This window comes from Stenotrophomonas sp. 8(2023), from assembly GCF_030345295.1.
In the GTDB taxonomy this organism is placed as follows: domain Bacteria; phylum Pseudomonadota; class Gammaproteobacteria; order Xanthomonadales; family Xanthomonadaceae; genus Stenotrophomonas; species Stenotrophomonas muris.
Genome location: NZ_CP128404.1, coordinates 736,548 through 752,441 on the forward strand (window position 1 = coordinate 736,548; position 15,894 = coordinate 752,441).

General features: G+C 67.5%; 14 protein-coding genes and 1 riboswitch. Of the genes, 7 read left to right on the forward strand and 7 right to left on the reverse strand.

Annotated features, from left to right (window positions below; all coding sequences use genetic code 11):
- The first annotated feature begins 14 nt into the window (after positions 1 to 14).
- The 5 genes from QP609_RS03295 to QP609_RS03315 all read left to right on the forward strand — a co-directional run bounded on the left by QP609_RS03295 (position 15) and on the right by QP609_RS03315 (position 3,183).
- Positions 15 to 1,064 (forward strand): histidine kinase, encoded by a 1,050-nt coding sequence (locus QP609_RS03295; protein WP_014645952.1) that lies wholly within the window; start codon positions 15 to 17, stop codon positions 1,062 to 1,064.
- Entirely contained in the window at positions 1,061 to 1,792 is a 732-nt protein-coding gene (locus QP609_RS03300) for a LytTR family DNA-binding domain-containing protein (protein ID WP_014645953.1), read from the forward strand. Before QP609_RS03295 ends, QP609_RS03300 begins: the two co-directional genes overlap by 4 nt.
- A gap of 50 nt (positions 1,793 to 1,842) precedes the next feature.
- Positions 1,843 to 2,427: a DUF3228 family protein gene (locus tag QP609_RS03305; protein ID WP_014645954.1), complete on the forward strand. Its 585-nt coding sequence runs from the start codon at positions 1,843 to 1,845 to the stop codon at positions 2,425 to 2,427.
- A gap of 101 nt (positions 2,428 to 2,528) precedes the next feature.
- The gene (locus QP609_RS03310) at positions 2,529 to 2,831 is read left to right on the forward strand and encodes a hypothetical protein (RefSeq protein ID WP_289213865.1); all 303 of its coding nucleotides are present in this window, start codon (positions 2,529 to 2,531) and stop codon (positions 2,829 to 2,831) included.
- Positions 2,818 to 3,183, forward strand: a complete 366-nt coding sequence (locus tag QP609_RS03315; RefSeq protein WP_289213866.1) for an energy transducer TonB — start codon at positions 2,818 to 2,820, stop codon at positions 3,181 to 3,183. Before QP609_RS03310 ends, QP609_RS03315 begins: the two co-directional genes overlap by 14 nt.
- Positions 3,184 to 3,253: 70 nt before the next feature.
- Here QP609_RS03315 and QP609_RS03320 read toward each other — a convergent pair whose 3' ends face one another.
- From QP609_RS03320 to ahcY, 5 genes are all read right to left on the reverse strand, one after another.
- Positions 3,254 to 3,739 carry a hypothetical protein gene (locus tag QP609_RS03320; protein ID WP_197621405.1) on the reverse strand — a complete coding sequence of 162 codons (486 nt, stop codon included), beginning with the start codon at positions 3,737 to 3,739 and terminating at the stop codon, positions 3,254 to 3,256.
- Positions 3,739 to 4,212 carry a Cys-tRNA(Pro) deacylase gene (gene ybaK / locus QP609_RS03325; RefSeq protein ID WP_014645957.1) on the reverse strand — a complete coding sequence of 158 codons (474 nt, stop codon included), beginning with the start codon at positions 4,210 to 4,212 and terminating at the stop codon, positions 3,739 to 3,741. Before ybaK ends, QP609_RS03320 begins: the two co-directional genes overlap by 1 nt.
- Before the next feature lie 110 nt (positions 4,213 to 4,322).
- Positions 4,323 to 5,666: a peptidoglycan-binding domain-containing protein gene (locus QP609_RS03330; RefSeq protein ID WP_142235447.1), complete on the reverse strand. Its 1,344-nt coding sequence runs from the start codon at positions 5,664 to 5,666 to the stop codon at positions 4,323 to 4,325.
- Positions 5,667 to 5,716: 50 nt separating this feature from the next.
- Positions 5,717 to 6,505 carry a lysozyme inhibitor LprI family protein gene (locus tag QP609_RS03335; RefSeq protein ID WP_049406088.1) on the reverse strand — a complete coding sequence of 263 codons (789 nt, stop codon included), beginning with the start codon at positions 6,503 to 6,505 and terminating at the stop codon, positions 5,717 to 5,719.
- Positions 6,506 to 6,763: 258 nt separating this feature from the next.
- Positions 6,764 to 8,209, reverse strand: a complete 1,446-nt coding sequence (gene ahcY, locus QP609_RS03340) for an adenosylhomocysteinase (RefSeq protein WP_014645960.1) — start codon at positions 8,207 to 8,209, stop codon at positions 6,764 to 6,766.
- A gap of 36 nt (positions 8,210 to 8,245) precedes the next feature.
- A riboswitch (S-adenosyl-L-homocysteine riboswitch) is annotated at positions 8,246 to 8,329 on the reverse strand.
- Between the two features lie 120 nt (positions 8,330 to 8,449).
- Between ahcY and QP609_RS03345 the strand changes: the two genes are divergently transcribed.
- Positions 8,450 to 10,966, forward strand: coding sequence for a prolyl oligopeptidase family serine peptidase (locus QP609_RS03345; protein ID WP_197621404.1), 2,517 nt, complete (start codon positions 8,450 to 8,452; stop codon positions 10,964 to 10,966).
- Positions 10,967 to 11,203: 237 nt separating this feature from the next.
- Entirely contained in the window at positions 11,204 to 13,915 is a 2,712-nt protein-coding gene (gene ppc, locus QP609_RS03350) for a phosphoenolpyruvate carboxylase (RefSeq protein WP_289214009.1), read from the forward strand.
- A 116-nt stretch (positions 13,916 to 14,031) separates the two neighbouring features.
- On the opposite strand, the gene QP609_RS03355 is transcribed toward ppc, so the two are convergent.
- Both QP609_RS03355 and metK read right to left on the reverse strand, forming a co-directional pair.
- On the reverse strand, positions 14,032 to 14,538 hold the full coding sequence (locus QP609_RS03355; RefSeq protein WP_010481883.1) for an acyl-CoA thioesterase: 507 nt from the start codon (positions 14,536 to 14,538) through the stop codon (positions 14,032 to 14,034).
- A gap of 140 nt (positions 14,539 to 14,678) precedes the next feature.
- Positions 14,679 to 15,890, reverse strand: coding sequence for a methionine adenosyltransferase (gene metK / locus QP609_RS03360; RefSeq protein WP_010481882.1), 1,212 nt, complete (start codon positions 15,888 to 15,890; stop codon positions 14,679 to 14,681).
- Positions 15,891 to 15,894: the final 4 nt, after the last annotated feature.

Sequence of the window (15,894 nt, forward strand, 5' to 3'; positions counted from 1 at the left end):
CGCCGAGAGCCCGCATGGACGCCACCACGCCTTCCCGCCGTTTCTGGACGCTCAATGCACTGGCATGGGCCGGCTATGCGCTGTACGGGCTGTGGGTCGGCATGCGGATCGGTGGCGGCATCGTGTTCAGTGGCATCGTGCTGATCACCGTCAGCGTGGCGGTCTCACTCTGGCTGTGCAGCGGCGCATTGCGTTCGGTTGCACTGCGCCAGCGCTGGTGGGAGGGCAGCCTGGGCAGCCTGGTGCTGAAACTGGCTGCCGGCGTGGTGCTCGGGGCCAGCGTCGCACAGGCGGTAACGGCGGCGCTGCTGCTGCCGGCGCTGGCGCTGGGTTGGGTGCAGCTGCCTGGCGGCCATGCGGATTACCAGTGGTCTTCGGTGCTGCTGTACTGGATGAACACCGCGTTGTTCCTGCTGGTGTGGACCGGTTTGTGGGCGGGCCTGCACGGCCTGCGGCGGGCACGCTACAGCGAGCTGGCACGCCTGCGCGCCGAAGCCGAACGCAGTGCGCTGGAACGTGACGCACTGCGTGCGCGGCTCAATCCGCATTTCATGTTCAATGCGCTGAACAACCTGCGTGCGCTGATCCTGGAAGACCCGGAACGGGCCCGTGACATGGTCACCCGCCTGTCGCGCACGCTGCGCCAGGCGCTCGCCCACAACCGCAGCGAGCAGGTCACGCTGGCCGAGGAACTGGCGGTGGTCGATGATTACCTGGCCATCGAGGCGGTCCATTTCGAACAGCGCCTGCAGGTGCGGCAGCAGATCGATGCCGATGCCACGCAGGCGCAGCTGCCGGCGATGGCGTTGCAGTTGCTGGTGGAGAACGCGATCAAGCACGGTATCGCCAGCCGTCCCGGCGGCGGCGAGGTGCAGATCCGCGCCACGCTGGACAATGACGTGCTGCGGTTGCAGGTGGACAATCCACTTCCAACCGGCAGCGAACCCACCCATGGCCATGGCGTCGGCCTGGCCTACCTGCGTGCGCAGCTGGGCATGCGTGGCCGATTCGTGCTGCAACCGGCCGGTGACCGCATGCAGGCCCTGCTGGAGATTCCGCAATGACTGGCATGCTGCGCGTGTTGATCGTCGATGACGCACGGCTGGCCCGGCAGGAGCTGCGCACGCTGCTGTCGGCGCTGCCGTGGGTGCAGTGCGTGGGCGAGGCCGACGACGTGCCCGCCGCACGCGAGGCGATCACCACGCTGGCACCGGACCTGGTGCTGCTGGATGTGCAGATGCCCTCCGGCAGTGGTTTCGACGTGCTGGACGGCCTGGACACGGTGCCGGCCGTGGTCTTCGTCACCGCCTACGACACCTATGCGGTGCGTGCGTTCCAGGCCAACGCGCTGGACTACCTGGTGAAGCCGGTGGAGGCGCCGCGGCTGCTGGAAGCGCTCGAGCGGGCGCGGCAGTGCGAGGCGGTTGCGGCCGACGTGCCGGAATCGCGCGGCACGCTGGGCGCGCACGACCAGGTGTTCGTGCGCGAGGGTGAACGCTGCTGGTTCGTGGCAGTCTCCGAGATCCGTCGGCTGGTGGTGGATGGCAACTACACGCGGCTGTGGTTCCGCGACCAGAACGCACTGCTGACCCGCAGCCTGAGCGCGCTGGAAGCACGCCTGCCGCCGGATCTTTTCTTCCGCGCCAACCGCAACACACTGGTCAACCTGCGCCGTATCCGTGGGGTGTCGCCCAGCATCGGCGACGGCTATGACCTGACGCTGGATGATGGCAGCGAGGTGGAGGTATCGCGGCGGCAGGCACGCGAGCTGCGCGAGCGGATGGCGTTGTAGGTGCTGCCAGCGGTTACCCTGTGCAGCGGATTCCCAGATCACGCCGCGCCATGTCCATCGTCCTCACCGATTTCGCCCGTCCCCGCCTGTTCCCGCGCGTGCCACGCGGCAATACCATCCAGGACTGCACTGCCGAGCAGTTCGAGGCACACCTCAATGCGCACGCGCCGCTGAAGGTGCTCGACGGCTACGCCCCGTTCTGCAAGTTGTTCGTCTACGAGAACTGGACCAGCACGCGCTGCCTGACGGTGCCGGTCACCGAGGCCAACCGCCACCAGCTGCGCAGCGGCTACGAAGCGCGCAACCGCGAGGAACTGCCGGTACTGGTGCGCTGGTTCGAGGGCGTGGAGTCGCCGCGCGCGAACTACCTGGTGGTGATCCTGTACAACGCCGAGCAGCTGGCCAGGGAAGGCTCACCGATCGAAGCCGACTGGGGCATCGTCGGCTGCATCTATACCGCCGAACCGGAAGAAGTGCCGATGGCGCCGATCACCATGATGCGCAATGCGCTGGGCGTGGAGGAGGGCGGTTCCGGCGTGCCATTGGACAAGGAGGCCTACCGGCGCTCGGTGGAGTTCTGGGAGAACAACGCCAACTGGCGGCCGGGGTCGGATCCCCGCATCGCAGGGCTCTGACCCGATCATTCGAGCCCCCGGTCGAAGCCTTTCCCTGAGGAGGGGATCCGACCCCAGGCGCGCGCTATGATCGGGCCAGGCAAACCCAAGGAGGGCAGGGCATGGCGGTCTGGGCAAGGATGATCCTGATGTTGCTGGCGGGCACGCTGCCCGCCACCCCGGTACTGGCCGCGAAGCCCTCTGCCGGGATGGCCTGCGAACCCATGGCACGCCTTCCCGGGCTGCGCGATGCGGGCGTGACCGCGCTGTCGATGCAGCCGCAGGACGGCCGCTGCGTGATTGAAGTGGCGGCGGCCAATGGCAACGCGCTGCGTCGGCAGCAACGAATGCTGGAGGCGCTGGTGCAGCATGCCTGTGCCGCGCCGGCGCACGTGTGCCGCGCCGGCGCACGTGACCGTGAATGAGGTGCAGGTATCCCTGCAGCTGCGCCTGCCGACGCCCTGCACGGCACGCAGCAAACGGGATCTGTTCGCGGGTGAAGGTATTCCCTGGCTGCCTCCACACGGCGTGTCGCCGCGCTATCCGGTGGAGGCCATGCGGCAGGGGCTGTCCGGCCGCAGCATGCTGAAGGCGTTGGTCGATGCGCGGGGGCGCGTTGCGGCCGTGATCGTGGAGACCTCCAGCGGTCATGCGTTGCTGGATGACGCTGCAGCGGAGGAGCTGCAGGGCTGGCGTTTCAGCCGCGCCGATGCGAAGGGTACGGTGCCGGCGTTGACCCTCGTGCGCATGCCGATGCGGTATGAATTCGTGGAGTGAGCGTCATCCATGCATGGCATGGATCTGGACGTACCGCAGCGGAGCCACGCCGTGCGTGGCTGCATCACTGTCAGAGGCGCTTCCACTCCCACCACGGGTAGTGGTATTCGCGCTCGGTGGCGCTCCACGGCTGCGTGCAGGACGTGCACGTCACCCGGTAGCACTCACCCCAGCCATCCTCGGCCTCGCCTCGTCCGAGCAGCAGCACGTGGCCCTGTTCCAGCAGCGGTGCAGGGTTGAAGAACACATAAGAAGGGTAGAGTGCGCACAGGCACCCCTCACGCGCCCGCCAGTAGCGCAGCCGTTGCAGGGCCGCCTTCAGGTGCGCCTGGTTGCTGATCAGCATGCCGCCAAGTGCGATGCCCTCGCAGTCGCGTTCGATCGTATCCACATGTGCGACCAACGCGTCCAACGATGCGGTGCTGAACAGCCGTGCCACCGTGCGGGCGGCATCGGTGATGCGCGTGGCATCGCGCGACAGCAGGTCCTGCAGCAGCACGTCGGCCTGTGCATCGTCGAGCCGGGGTACCGGCGCTGCAGACCACGGCCAGCGCATCAGCGTGACTTGCCGATGGCAGCGTAGTGGCCGGCGGTGAGGCGCAGAAGGTCGGCCGGTGCCAGTTCTACCTCGAGGCCGCGGCGCCCGGCGCTGACATGCAGCGCGGGCAGCGCTTCGGCACTGGCGTCCAGGAACGTGCGCAGGCGCTTCTTCTGCCCCAGCGGGCTGATGCCACCGACCAGGTAGCCGGTCGCGCGCTGTGCGGCATCGGCGGCGGCCATCTCGCACTTCTTGCAGCCGGCGGCTTCGGCCAGCGCCTTCAGGTCAAGCTGGCCGGCGACCGGCACGATCGCCACCAGCAGTTCGTGTGCTTCCGTGCTGGCCAGCAGGGTCTTGAACACCTGGGCCGGGTCGAGGCCGAGCTTGTCGACGGCTTCGCCGCCATACGATTCGGCGTGGGCGTCGTGCACGTAGCTGCGCACGGTGTGGGCGATCTTCTCGCGCTTGAGCAGGTTGATGGCCGGGGTCATGGGCGCATCCTAGCGCGAGGTAGGGATATTGCCTTGACCGAAACTCGCGCATCAACGCAGGACGGGCCCCCGAAGGCGCCCGTCCCGGCTGTGATCGTCGGCATCCCGCGTCAGCGCGACATCGACTGCTGCGTCTGAATCTGTTCCTGGGTCTGTCGCTGCGACAGTTCGTTGTCCAGCGCCTGGCTATGCCGCGTGCTGTCCTGCAGCGTGTGGTTCGCCGCCTGCGACAGGTCGACGTAAGTGCGGTGCATGGCGGGATCGCCAAGCTGGCCCTGCACGGCGAACACGCCCTGGTTGTCCGGCCGCGCCAGCACGGTATCGACCTGGCTCATGCCGGCCAGCTTGGACTCGTAAGCCACCAGGCCTGCGGCGTTCTCGAGCTGGCTGCGGTCATTGAACAGTGGCGCCAGGCCACCCTGGCGGCGTTGTTCTTCCAGCGTTTCCAGCTTTTCCACGACCTGCTGGTAACGCGGGTTGTCGGCGTGGCCGGGGGTGGCCATGGTCGGTTCGGCGGCCCGCTGTTGCTGTTGCGCGATGGCCTTGTCGAGCGCACCCAGGGTGGTGGCACCGACCTTGCCATCGACGGTGAGCTGGTGCTCACGCTGGAACTGCTTGACCGCTTCCAGGGTGCCGGGCCCGAAATCGCCATCGGCTACCAGTGGCTTGCCGTCCTTGCCCAGATAGCCCAGGTCGGCCAGCTTCTGCTGCATCGCCTTTACCTCATCGCCCCTGGCGCCGCTGACCAGTACGCCGTTGCCGCCGGGCGCGCCGGGCGACCCGTGCGAGGGGGCATGGGTGGGGGTGATGCCCAGCTGGGTCATGGCCCGGTCGAAGCGCTCATCGCGGCTGGTCACCGCGGCCGGCGACTGGATGCCGTACTTGGTGGCATCGACGAAGTTCTGCACGTCGCCGCGGGTCGGTGGATTGCCGGCCTGGACCGTACCGCCCTGCAGCTTTTCCGCGTTGCCGGCCAGATAGCTGATGAACTGCGGGCCCATGCCGCCGAACTGGTTGTCATAGTCGGCCATGGCCAGCTGCAGTTCGGGGTTGGCCGCGATGGCATCGGCGGCGGCCGGGTTGGTGGCACGCACCTTGGCGATGGCTTCATCGACGCGCTCGATGGCGCTGTCCAGCTTGTCGTTGGTGAGCTGGTCCATCTTCGCCTGCGGAATGGCCTGCAACTTGGCGTCAAGCGCCGCCAGCTGCCGGGTGCTCAATCCGCCCTGCTGGGACAGCAGTTCGATGTCAGCGGCGGTGAAGCCGTTGTCGCGCAGGAAACGCCTGGCCTGTGGATTGCCGCCGACATCGAACTGCACCAGTCCGAACGAGTAGGTGCTTGCGCCTTTCTGCGCGTATGAGAAGTGGTCCAGGTGGCGGGTGTTGCCGCCCAGCTCCGTGTTGAGGAACAGCGTGGACAGCTGTTCGCGGGTAAGGGTGGAATCCTTTGCCATGGTCATCGTCCTTCAATGTGGGAAAAAGCGCCGGGCGCACCCAGCGGATGTCAGCCGGCGCAGTGCTGCTGCGTGAAGCCGAGCAGCTGGCGGACGGCCTGGGTGCCGTAGGCGGCCGATGCCGGTTCGAGGGCGAACTGGCCGACCATCTGGTTGCTGCACAACTGCACGTTGCGCTTGCCGGCGGTGGTTTCCTGGATGCAGTTGGCCGCCAGCACGGCGTTGGGGCCACCGCCCACGTTGGTGGCGGCCGTACAGCCCAGCAGGCGGCCTTCCTGGCCGTTTTCTCCCAGCAGCGTGTTGAAGTTCGCCAACTGGCTGTTGGGGTCGCGCAGCACCAGCAGGTCCACGCACTGCTGCTGGCCGTCGGGCACTTCGCAGGCGTCCTGGTCGACCAGGCCGTCGCGCGTGGCCGAGAGCACCTTGAGGCGATCGGCAAATACCTGTTGCAGGCAGTGCGCGTCACCGCACAGGTCGCGCGTATGCTGGATCCAGCGCTGCTGCTCGGCCTGCAGCTTGGCCTTGCCGGCGGCATCGAGGGTGTCGCGTGCGGAGGCTTCAGCCTTGGCCAGCTCAGCTTCCTGCTGCAACAGGGCGGGGTCGTTGCAGATCAGGGTCTGCACCTGTGATGCCCCCTCGGCGCAGGCAGCGCTGCTGCCCGTGGCCGCTGCCGGGGTGCTGATTGCCTTGCCGTCGGTGCTTGCCTGGCCGGTGTTCGCTGCCGGCGCGCTGGCACCGGCATCGCTGCCAGGCGGGCTGCAGGCGGCCAGCAGGGCCACCCAGCACAGGATCATCAGGGGCTTCATCGCCCGGGTCACTCGGTCATTGTTGCGCGGCATGTCCTGTCCTTTGCTGTCTGCGTCCCGGCGCATGGCCTGCAGTTGGCAGTCCATGGGGGCATAGAGACTAGCAAGCGGCTTCTTAGGGCACTGTGACAGGGCGCGCGGATCTGCTGCGGGGCGACGCAACGCAGAACGGGCGCCCGAAGGCGCCCGTTCTGTCTGCATCTGTTGCCGGGGTCAGCGCCCTTTCCTGCGGAAAGGGATCCGACCCCGCCTGCGCCGGTAGTGCCGGCCGCTGGCCGGCACCGCGCACGATCAGTAGCGGTAGTGGTCCGGCTTGAACGGACCTTCCACCGGCACGCCGATGTAGTCGGCCTGTTCCTGGCTCAGGGTGGTCAGCTTCACGCCGATCTTTTCCAGGTGCAGGCGAGCCACTTCTTCGTCCAGCTTCTTCGGCAGCAGGTACACCTTCTTCTCGTAGCTGTCCTTGTTCGCCCACAGGTCGATCTGTGCCAGGGTCTGGTTGGCGAAGCTGTTGGACATCACGAAGCTCGGGTGGCCGGTGGCGCAGCCCAGGTTCACCAGGCGGCCTTCGGCCAGCAGGAAGATCGCATTGCCGTTCGGGAAGATGTACTTGTCGACCTGCGGCTTGATGTTGACGTGCTTGATGCCGGCGAAGGACACCAGTGCGTCGACCTGGATCTCGTTGTCGAAGTGGCCGATGTTGCAGACAATGGCCTGGTCCTTCATCGCGCTCAGGTGCTCGATGCGGATGATGTCGCGGTTGCCGGTGGTGGTGACGTACAGGTCGGCACGGCCCAGGGTCGATTCGATGGTGTTGACTTCATAGCCTTCCATCGCCGCCTGCAGGGCGCAGATCGGGTCGATCTCGGTGACGATCACGCGCGCGCCGTAGGCACGCAGCGACGCGGCGCAGCCCTTGCCGACATCGCCGTAGCCGCAGACCACGGCTACCTTGCCGGCCAGCATCACGTCCATCGCGCGCTTCAGGCCGTCGGCCAGCGACTCGCGGCAGCCATACAGGTTGTCGAACTTGCTCTTGGTGACCGAGTCGTTGACGTTGATCGCCGGGATCAGCAGGGTGCCGGCCTGGGCCAGCTGGTACAGGCGGTGCACGCCGGTGGTGGTCTCTTCGGAGACGCCCTTCCAGTCCTTGACCACGCGGCCCCAGTAACCCGGGCGCTCCTTGGCGACGCGCTTGAGCAGGTTCTTGATGACCTGTTCTTCGTGCGAGGCGGACGCGGTGTTGACCCAGTCGCTGCCGTTCTCCAGTTCGTAGCCCTTGTGGATCAGCAGGGTCACGTCACCGCCGTCGTCCACCACCAGTTCCGGGCCGGTCAGGGTGCCGTCGGCCAGGGTGAAGGTCAGCGCGTCCAGGGTGCAGTCCCAGTACTCTTCCAGGGTCTCGCCCTTCCAGGCGAACACCGGGGTGCCAGTGGCGGCGATGGCGGCAGCCGCGTGGTCCTGGGTCGAGAAGATGTTGCACGAGGCCCAGCGCACGTCGGCGCCGATGTCCTTCAGGGTCTCGATCAGCACCGCGGTCTGGATGGTCATGTGCAGCGAGCCGGTCACGCGCACGCCCTTCAGCGGCAGCTCGGCCTGGTACTTGCGGCGGATCGACATCAGGCCCGGCATTTCGTGCTCGGCGATGTCCAGTTCCTTGCGGCCCCAGTCGGCCAGCGTGATGTCGCGGATCTTGTAATCACCTTCGGTGGAGAAGGTCTTGGCAACAGCGTTCATTCGTGTGCTCCGGTTGTGGGCGAGCGGGTGCTCGCATCTAGCCGGGCGCCGTTGTTACAAAGCCACCTTACCGAGCCTGGCCGGGCCTCATCGGATCCGGTCGCAGCGCCCCTCGGCAGGGGAGAACCCCCATTATATCGCGGCCCCGGCATGACATCCGGATGACCCAACCATCGGCAGATGGGGGCGCGTGCACGGCCTGTTAAGGTCGGTGCTTTCACGCATCACGCAGGTAGAACGATGAGCATGCACGCGCGCCGTACGCGGCGCTGGACCGGCCTGGTCCTGTCGATGGGACTGCTGGCCGTGGCCCCGCTGGCCTGGGCGGTGGCCCCACAGCCCGCTGCAGCACAGGCCCAGGGTGCCAATGGCTACGAACTGCCCTCGGCGGCGCTGCAGGCGGTGGTCGACGCACCGCGCGCGCCGTCGCTGCACCTGTCGCCTCGCCGCGACATGGCCGCGTTGATGCAGATGCCGTCGCTGCCGCCGATCCGGGTGGTGGCGCAGCCGGAACTGAAGCTGGCCGGCCTGCGCATCAACCCGCGCACGTTCTCCGACAGCCGTTTCAGCTTCGGCGAGAAGCTGTGGCTGATGAACGTGGCCGATGGCAAGGAACGGCAGATCAGCGGCCTGCCGGCCACGCTGTCGATCGCCAGCCTGATGTGGTCTCCGGATCAGAAGTGGCTCGCTTTCAACCAGGTCGACGCCACCAGCGGCGCCAACGAACTGTGGCTGGTGGACGTGGCCGCCGGCAGCGCCCGCCGCCTGCTTGCCGGCCTGAACACGGTGATCGGCAGCGGTTACCAGTGGCTGCCGGACAGCCGCGGGCTGGTGGTGTTCACCCGCCCGGCCAACCTCGGTGCGGCCCCGGCCACCGACGGCATCCCGACCGGCCCGGCCGTGCAGCAGACCCGCCGGGGCGATGGCGTGGTGTCGATCCGTACCTACCAGGACCTGCTGAAGAACGAGGCTGACGCGCGCCAGTTCGACTACTACGCCACCACACAGCCGGTGGAAGTCAGCCTGGATGGCAGCACCCGCCCGATCGGCGCGGCCGGCATCTTCATGGGCTTCTCCGTGTCGCCGGATGGCCGCTTCGTGCTGCGCCAGCCGGTGCAGCGCCCGTATTCCTACGTGGTGCCGGTGAGCAGTTTCCCGCGCCGCATTGAAGTGATCGACCGTGCCAGCGGCAAGCTGGTGCATACCGTGGCCGTGCGTCCACTGGTGGAAGGCCTGCCGACCGGCAACGACGCCGAAGTGACCGGCGTGCGTGACATCGGCTGGCGTGGTGATGCCGACGCGACCCTGGTCTGGGCTGAAGCGCAGGATGGTGGCGACCCGAACAGGGATGCCAAGGTGCGCGATGCGGTGCTGATGCAGGCCGCGCCGTTCGACACGCCGCCGGTGACGCTGGCCCAGCTGGGCAGCCGCCTGGCCGGTATCAGCTGGGGCCGTGGCGACCTGGCCCTGCTGACCGAATCGTGGTGGAAGACCCGCAGGACCAAGACCTGGCTGATCGCCCCGGACAATGCCAGCGCCGAACCGCGCCTGCTGTGGGATCGCGATGCGCAGGACCGCTACGCCGATCCGGGCCGGCCGCTGCGGGCCAGCGACGAGCGCGGCCGTTCGCTGCTGCAGACCAGCGCCGATGGCGGCAGCCTGTACCTGGCCGGCGCCGGTGCTTCGCCGGAAGGCGACCGTCCGTTCGTGGACCGCTTCGACATCGCCACGGGCAAGGCAACGCGCCTGTTCCACTCGCAGGCGCCGAGCTATGCGCTGCCGGTGGCATTGCTGGACAAGCAGGGCAGTTCGCTGCTGCTGAGCCGCGAGAGCCCGGACGAGCCGGCCAACTTCTACGTGCAGTCGCTGGTCGATGCTGGGAGCGCACCGCGCGCGCTGACCCATTTCGCGCATCCGCTGCCGCAGCTGAAGGGTGTGCAGAAGGAGCAGATCCGCTACAAGCGCAAGGACGGCGTCGACCTGACCGCGACCCTGCTGCTGCCGCCGGGATACGACCCGAAGCGCGACGGCCCGCGCCCGCTGCTGATGTGGGCCTACCCGGGCGAGTTCAAGAGCGCGGCCGCGGCCAGCCAGGTGACCGATTCGCCGTATCGCTTCAATGCGGTCAGCTACTGGGGCCCGCAGGCGTTCCTGGCCAAGGGTTACGTGGTGCTGGCCAGCCCGTCGATGCCGATCATCGGCGAGGGCGACAAGGAGCCGAACGACACCTACATCGAACAGCTGGTGGCCAATGCGCAGGCGGCCGTGGATGAAGTGGTGCGGCGTGGCGTGACCGACCGCGATCACATCGCCATTGGTGGCCATTCGTACGGTGCGTTCATGACGGCCAACCTGCTGGCACACACCCGCCTGTTCAAGGCGGGCATTGCGCGCAGCGGCGCCTACAACCGCACGCTCACGCCGTTCGGCTTCCAGGCCGAGGAGCGCAACTACTGGCAGGCGCAGGACGTCTACCAGAAGATGGCGCCGTTCAATTACGCCGACAGGATCAAGGATCCGATCCTGTTCATCCACGGCGTGGACGACAACAACTCCGGCACGTTCCCGATCCAGAGCGAGCGCATGTTCGCGGCGGTGAAGGGCCTGGGTGGCACCGCGCGGCTGGTGATGCTGCCCAACGAATCGCATGCCTACCGCGCACGCGAATCGATCATGACCATGCTGGCCGAGAGCGAGCGCTGGCTGGAGCAGACCATCGGCCCGGCCGAGCAGGGCACGGCGAAGAAGAAGCGCTGATACGTGCATGAGGGTGGCCGCTGCAACAGCGGCCGCCTGTGCGGCTGCGCCGCCGCCCGAGCATGGGCTCGGGCGCTACACGGTGTCACGCGCCATGACGCTTGTAGAGCCGAGCCCATGCTCGGCTGCGTCCGCCATGGATACGTGCAGATGAAACCATTCTTGCATCGCAGCACGACGCCCGATCTGGGATAGGCTTGGGGTCTGGATCCGTTGACCGAGGCCTGTGCGTCGCCGATGAACGAGTACCGCAGCAGCATCGAGTTTGCTTCCCCCGATCTTCCGCTTCGCGATGACGTGCGCCGGCTCGGCGCACTGGTCGGTGACCTGCTGGTCGAACAGGTTTCGGCCGCTTTTCTCGACGATGTCGAGGACGTGCGCACCCGCGCCATTGCCCGCCGCGAGAACCAGACGCCGCTGTCGGAGCTGGCCGAAGGGCTGGCCGGGCGCACGCCGCAGCAGGCCGAGACCATGGTGCGGGCCTTCAGCACCTACTTCCAGGTGGTCAACATCGCCGAGCGCGTGCATCGCATCCGCCGCCGCCGAGATTACCAGCGTGCCGGTACCGCCGGGGCGCAGCCCGACGGCCTGCAGGATGCGCTGCAGCATCTGAAGGCGCAGGGCGTGGGCCTGGATGAGCTGGCGCAGTGGCTGCCGCGCATCGACATCGAACCGGTGTTCACCGCGCACCCGACCGAAGCGGTGCGCCGCGCGCTGCTGGAGAAAGAGCAGCTGATGGTGGCCAGCCTGGTCGACAACCTCGACGGCCAGCGCACGCCGGGGGAAGCGGCCGCCGATGCTGCGCGCTTCCGCATGGCGCTGACCGCTTCATGGCAAACCACCGATTCCTCGCCGGTGCGGCCTACCGTCGATGACGAGCGCGAGCACGTCGGCTTCTATCTGGTGCAGGTGCTGTACCGGGTGATCCCGGTGCTGTACGAATCGCTGCAGCAGGCGCTGCGCGATACCTACGGCGAAGAACTGCCGCTGCCGCGCCTGCTGCGCTTCGGTACGTGGGTGGGCGGCGACATGGACGGCAACCCGAACGTGGATGCCCACACCATCCGCACTACGCTGGACGCGCAGCGGCAGGCCGTGCTGGGTCGCTACCAGAAGGAACTGCTGCAGCTGGCCAGCCTGCTCAGCCAGTCCACCGAGCGGGTGGGCGTGAGCGAGGCGCTGCAGGCGCGCGTGGCGCACTACCAGCAGCTGCTGCCGCAGGTGCAGTCGCGCCCGCGCCATGCCGACATGCCGTACCGCCTGCTCAACGACCGCATGCGTGCACGCCTGCAGGCCACGTTGGATGACGGCGAAGGCGCCTACGCCGGTCCGGACGAACTGATCGACGACCTGCAGCTGATCCTCGACAGCCTGCGCGCCAACCGCGGCGAACATGCCGGTGGCTTCGCCGTGCAGCGCCTGCTGTGGCGGGTGAAGACCTTCGGCTTCCACCTGGCGCGGTTGGACGTGCGCCAGGAATCGAGCGTGCACGCGCGCGCGCTGGCCACGGTGCTGGGCGGCGACGCAGCGTGGGACGGCCTGGATGCAGTGGGCCGCGCGCGCCTGCTGGCGCCGCATGCCAGTGGTGACGCGCCGTTGCCGAAGGGCGACGACGAAGGCAACCGGCGACTGGACGCCGTGTTCGCCGCGCTGGCCGATGCCCGTGCGCGGCATGGTGGCGATGCACTGGGCAGCTACATCATCTCGATGGCACATGACCGCAGCGACGTGCTGGCGGTGCTGGCGCTGGCGCGCCGTGGCGGCCTGGTGGAAGAGAACGGATCAGTACCGCTGGATATCGCGCCGCTGTTCGAGACGGTGGAGGACCTCAAGCGCGGCACCGTGACCCTGCGTGATCTGCTGGCCGACCCGATCTATCGCGCGCACCTGCAAGCACGCGATGACGTGCAGATGGTGATGCTGGGCTATTCGGACAGCAGCAAGGACGGTGGCATCGCCGCATCGCGCTGGGGCCTGCAGCGTGCACAGGTGGAACTGCTGGAGGTGGCGGCCGAGGCCGGCATCCGCCTGACCTTCTTCCATGGCCGTGGCGGCTCGATCAGCCGCGGTGGCGGCAAGACCACGCACGCGGTGGACGCATCGCCGCGCGGCAGCATCGATGGCCGCCTGCGGGTGACCGAGCAGGGCGAGGTGATCCATCGCAAGTACGGCATCCGTGCGCTGGCCCTGCGCTCGCTGGAGCAGGCCACCGGTGCGGTGCTGCGTGCCAGCCTGCGCCCGCGTGCCGCCGAGCCGCGCGAGGATGAGTGGCGACCGGTAATGGACGCGGTGGCATCGGCCAGCAGCGAGGTGTATCGCGCGTTCGTTGGCCAGGCCGGTTTCATGGACTACTTCCGCACCGCCACGCCGATCGACGTGATCGAACGCATGACGCTGGGCTCGCGGCCATCGCGCCGGCTCGGCCAGGACGCCGCGCTGGGCAACCTGCGTGCGATTCCCTGGGTGTTCGCCTGGAGCCAGGCGCGCGCGGTGATTCCTGGTTGGTACGGCGTGGGCAGTGGCCTGCAGGCGGCGGTTGCTGCCGGCCACGAACAGACCCTGCGCGAGATGGCGCGGGACTGGCCGTTCTTCCGCACCTTCCTGGACGACATCGCGATGGTGCTGTCCAAGGGCGATATCACCATCGCCGAGCAGTTTTCGCTGTTGTCGGGTGAACTGCACGGGCACTTCTTCCCGCAGGTGCAGCGCGAACTGGAACTCACCCGGCACTGGCTGCTGGCGCTGATGGACCAGCGGACGCTGCTCGACCACGATGCGCGGCTGGCGCTGTCGATCCGCCTGCGCAATCCCTACGTCGATCCGATCAGCGTGCTGCAGGTGGACCTGTTGCAGCGCTGGCGGGCCAGCGGGCGCGAGGATGACGGGTTGCTGCGCGCGCTGGTGGCCTGCGTGAACGGTGTTGCGCAGGGCGTGCAGAACACCGGTTGATCCGCATCCGCCGGGCATGGCCCGGCGAATTCGCAATGGTAGTGCCGGCCGCTGGCCGGCAACCTCATGATGTCCGGCAGCACACGCGAGGTTGCCGGCCAGCGGCCGGCACGACCTCATTCCTCCGGTGACGGCGGATTCGATGCCAGCAGTTCCAGATGGCGCTGTTCCATTTCCTGGCGCAGCTGGCGGCGGATCTGCGCGGCGGCCTGGCGGCGCTTCTCGTCGGACGTCGCCGGCTGCAGGGGCGGGACGGGCGTCGGCCGGCCTTCCTCATCCACGGCCACCATGGTGAAGAAGCAGCTGTTGGCGTGGCGCACGCTGCGCTTGAGGATGTCCTCGGCCACCACCTTGATGCCGATCTCCATCGACGAGGTGCCGGTATGGTTCACCGAGGCCAGGAAGGTGACCAGCTCGCCCACCGCGATCGGCTGGCGGAACATCACCTGGTCCACCGACAGGGTGACCACGTAGCTGCCGGCGTAACGGCTGGCGCAGGCGTAGGCAACCTGGTCGAGCAGGCGCAGGATGGCGCCGCCGTGGACCTTGCCGGAGAAGTTGGCCATCTCCGGCGACATCAGCACGGTCATGGACAGCTGGTGGGTTTTCAGTTCGGTCGACATGCGGCGATTGTATCGGCGTGGCGTAGCTCTTGTAGAGCCGAGCCCATGCTCGGCTGCTCTTGTCGCAGGAAAAAGAAAGCCGAGCATGGGCTCGGCTCTACAGAAAGCAGAAGGGCCGCGTGAGCGGCCCTTCGTGTTTCTTACTTCAGCTTCGCATCGGCGCGCAGGGCGGCGGCGCGGTCGGTCTTCTCCCAGGAGAAGGCCGTGGCGTTGACGGTCTCGCCTTCGCCGTTGAGGTAGCTGAACTCCTTCGGCTTGCGGCCGAAGTGGCCGTAGGCCGCGGTCTGCTGGTACATCGGGTGCACCAGGTCCAGCATCTTGATGATGCCGTACGGGCGCAGGTCGAAGTGCTTGCGGATCAGCTTCTCGATCTTGTCGTCGCTGATCTTGCCGGTGCCGAAGGTGGTGACCGAGATCGAGGTCGGCTCAGCCACGCCGATGGCGTAGGAGACCTGCACTTCGCAACGGTCGGCCAGGCCGGCGGCCACCACGTTCTTGGCGACGTAGCGGGCCGCGTAGGCTGCCGAACGGTCGACCTTGGACGGGTCCTTGCCGGAGAAGGCACCACCACCGTGACGGGCCCAGCCGCCGTAGGTGTCGACGATGATCTTGCGGCCGGTCAGGCCGCAGTCGCCCACCGGGCCACCGATCTCGAACTTGCCGGTCGGGTTGATGTGGAACTTGGTGCCCTTGTGCAGCCACTTGGCCGGCAGCACCGGCTTGATGATCTCTTCGCGGACGGCCTCGATGAGGTCCTTCTGCTTGATGCCGGGGGCGTGCTGGGTCGACAGGACCACGGCGTCGATGGCCGAGACCACGCCGTTTTCATAGCGCAGGGTGACCTGGCTCTTGGCGTCCGGACGCAGCCACGACAGCGGCGAGTTCTTCTTCTTGCGGATCTTGGCCTGCTGCTCGACCAGGCGGTGCGACAGGTGGATCGCGGCCGGCATGTAGCTGTCGGTCTCGTTGGTGGCATAGCCGAACATCAGGCCCTGGTCGCCAGCGCCCATTTCTTCCGGCTTCTTGCGATCCACGCCCTGGGCGATGTGCGGCGACTGCTTGCCGATCAGGTTCAGCACGCCGCAGGTGGCGCCGTCGAAACCGACGTCGGAGCTGTCGTAGCCGATGTCCGTGATGACCTTGCGGGTCAGCGCTTCCAGGTCGATCCAGGCGCTGGTGGTGATTTCACCGGCCACGATGGCAACGCCGGTCTTGACCATGGTCTCGCAGGCCACGCGGGCGCGCTGGTCCTGGGTCAGGATCGCGTCCAGCACCGCATCGGAGATCTGGTCGGCAACCTTGTCCGGATGGCCTTCGGAGACCGACTCGGAGGTGAAGAGATAGCTGGACATCAGG

Bases quoted from the DNA above. Each gene is read 5' to 3' on its own strand.
- QP609_RS03295 (WP_014645952.1), top strand. From the start codon at position 15: ATGGACGCCACCACGCCTTCCCGCCGTTTCTGGACGCTCAATGCACTG.
- QP609_RS03300 (WP_014645953.1), top strand. From the start codon at position 1,061: ATGACTGGCATGCTGCGCGTGTTGATCGTCGATGACGCACGGCTGGCC.
- QP609_RS03305 (WP_014645954.1), top strand. From the start codon at position 1,843: ATGTCCATCGTCCTCACCGATTTCGCCCGTCCCCGCCTGTTCCCGCGC.
- QP609_RS03310 (WP_289213865.1), top strand. From the start codon at position 2,529: ATGGCGGTCTGGGCAAGGATGATCCTGATGTTGCTGGCGGGCACGCTG.
- QP609_RS03320 (WP_197621405.1), bottom strand. From the start codon at position 3,739: ATGCGCTGGCCGTGGTCTGCAGCGCCGGTACCCCGGCTCGACGATGCA.
- ybaK (WP_014645957.1), bottom strand. From the start codon at position 4,212: ATGACCCCGGCCATCAACCTGCTCAAGCGCGAGAAGATCGCCCACACC.
- QP609_RS03330 (WP_142235447.1), bottom strand. From the start codon at position 5,666: ATGGCAAAGGATTCCACCCTTACCCGCGAACAGCTGTCCACGCTGTTC.
- QP609_RS03335 (WP_049406088.1), bottom strand. From the start codon at position 6,505: ATGCCGCGCAACAATGACCGAGTGACCCGGGCGATGAAGCCCCTGATG.
- ahcY (WP_014645960.1), bottom strand. From the start codon at position 8,209: ATGAACGCTGTTGCCAAGACCTTCTCCACCGAAGGTGATTACAAGATC.
- QP609_RS03345 (WP_197621404.1), top strand. From the start codon at position 8,450: ATGAGCATGCACGCGCGCCGTACGCGGCGCTGGACCGGCCTGGTCCTG.
- ppc (WP_289214009.1), top strand. From the start codon at position 11,204: ATGAACGAGTACCGCAGCAGCATCGAGTTTGCTTCCCCCGATCTTCCG.
- QP609_RS03355 (WP_010481883.1), bottom strand. From the start codon at position 14,538: ATGTCGACCGAACTGAAAACCCACCAGCTGTCCATGACCGTGCTGATG.
- metK (WP_010481882.1), bottom strand. From the start codon at position 15,890: ATGTCCAGCTATCTCTTCACCTCCGAGTCGGTCTCCGAAGGCCATCCG.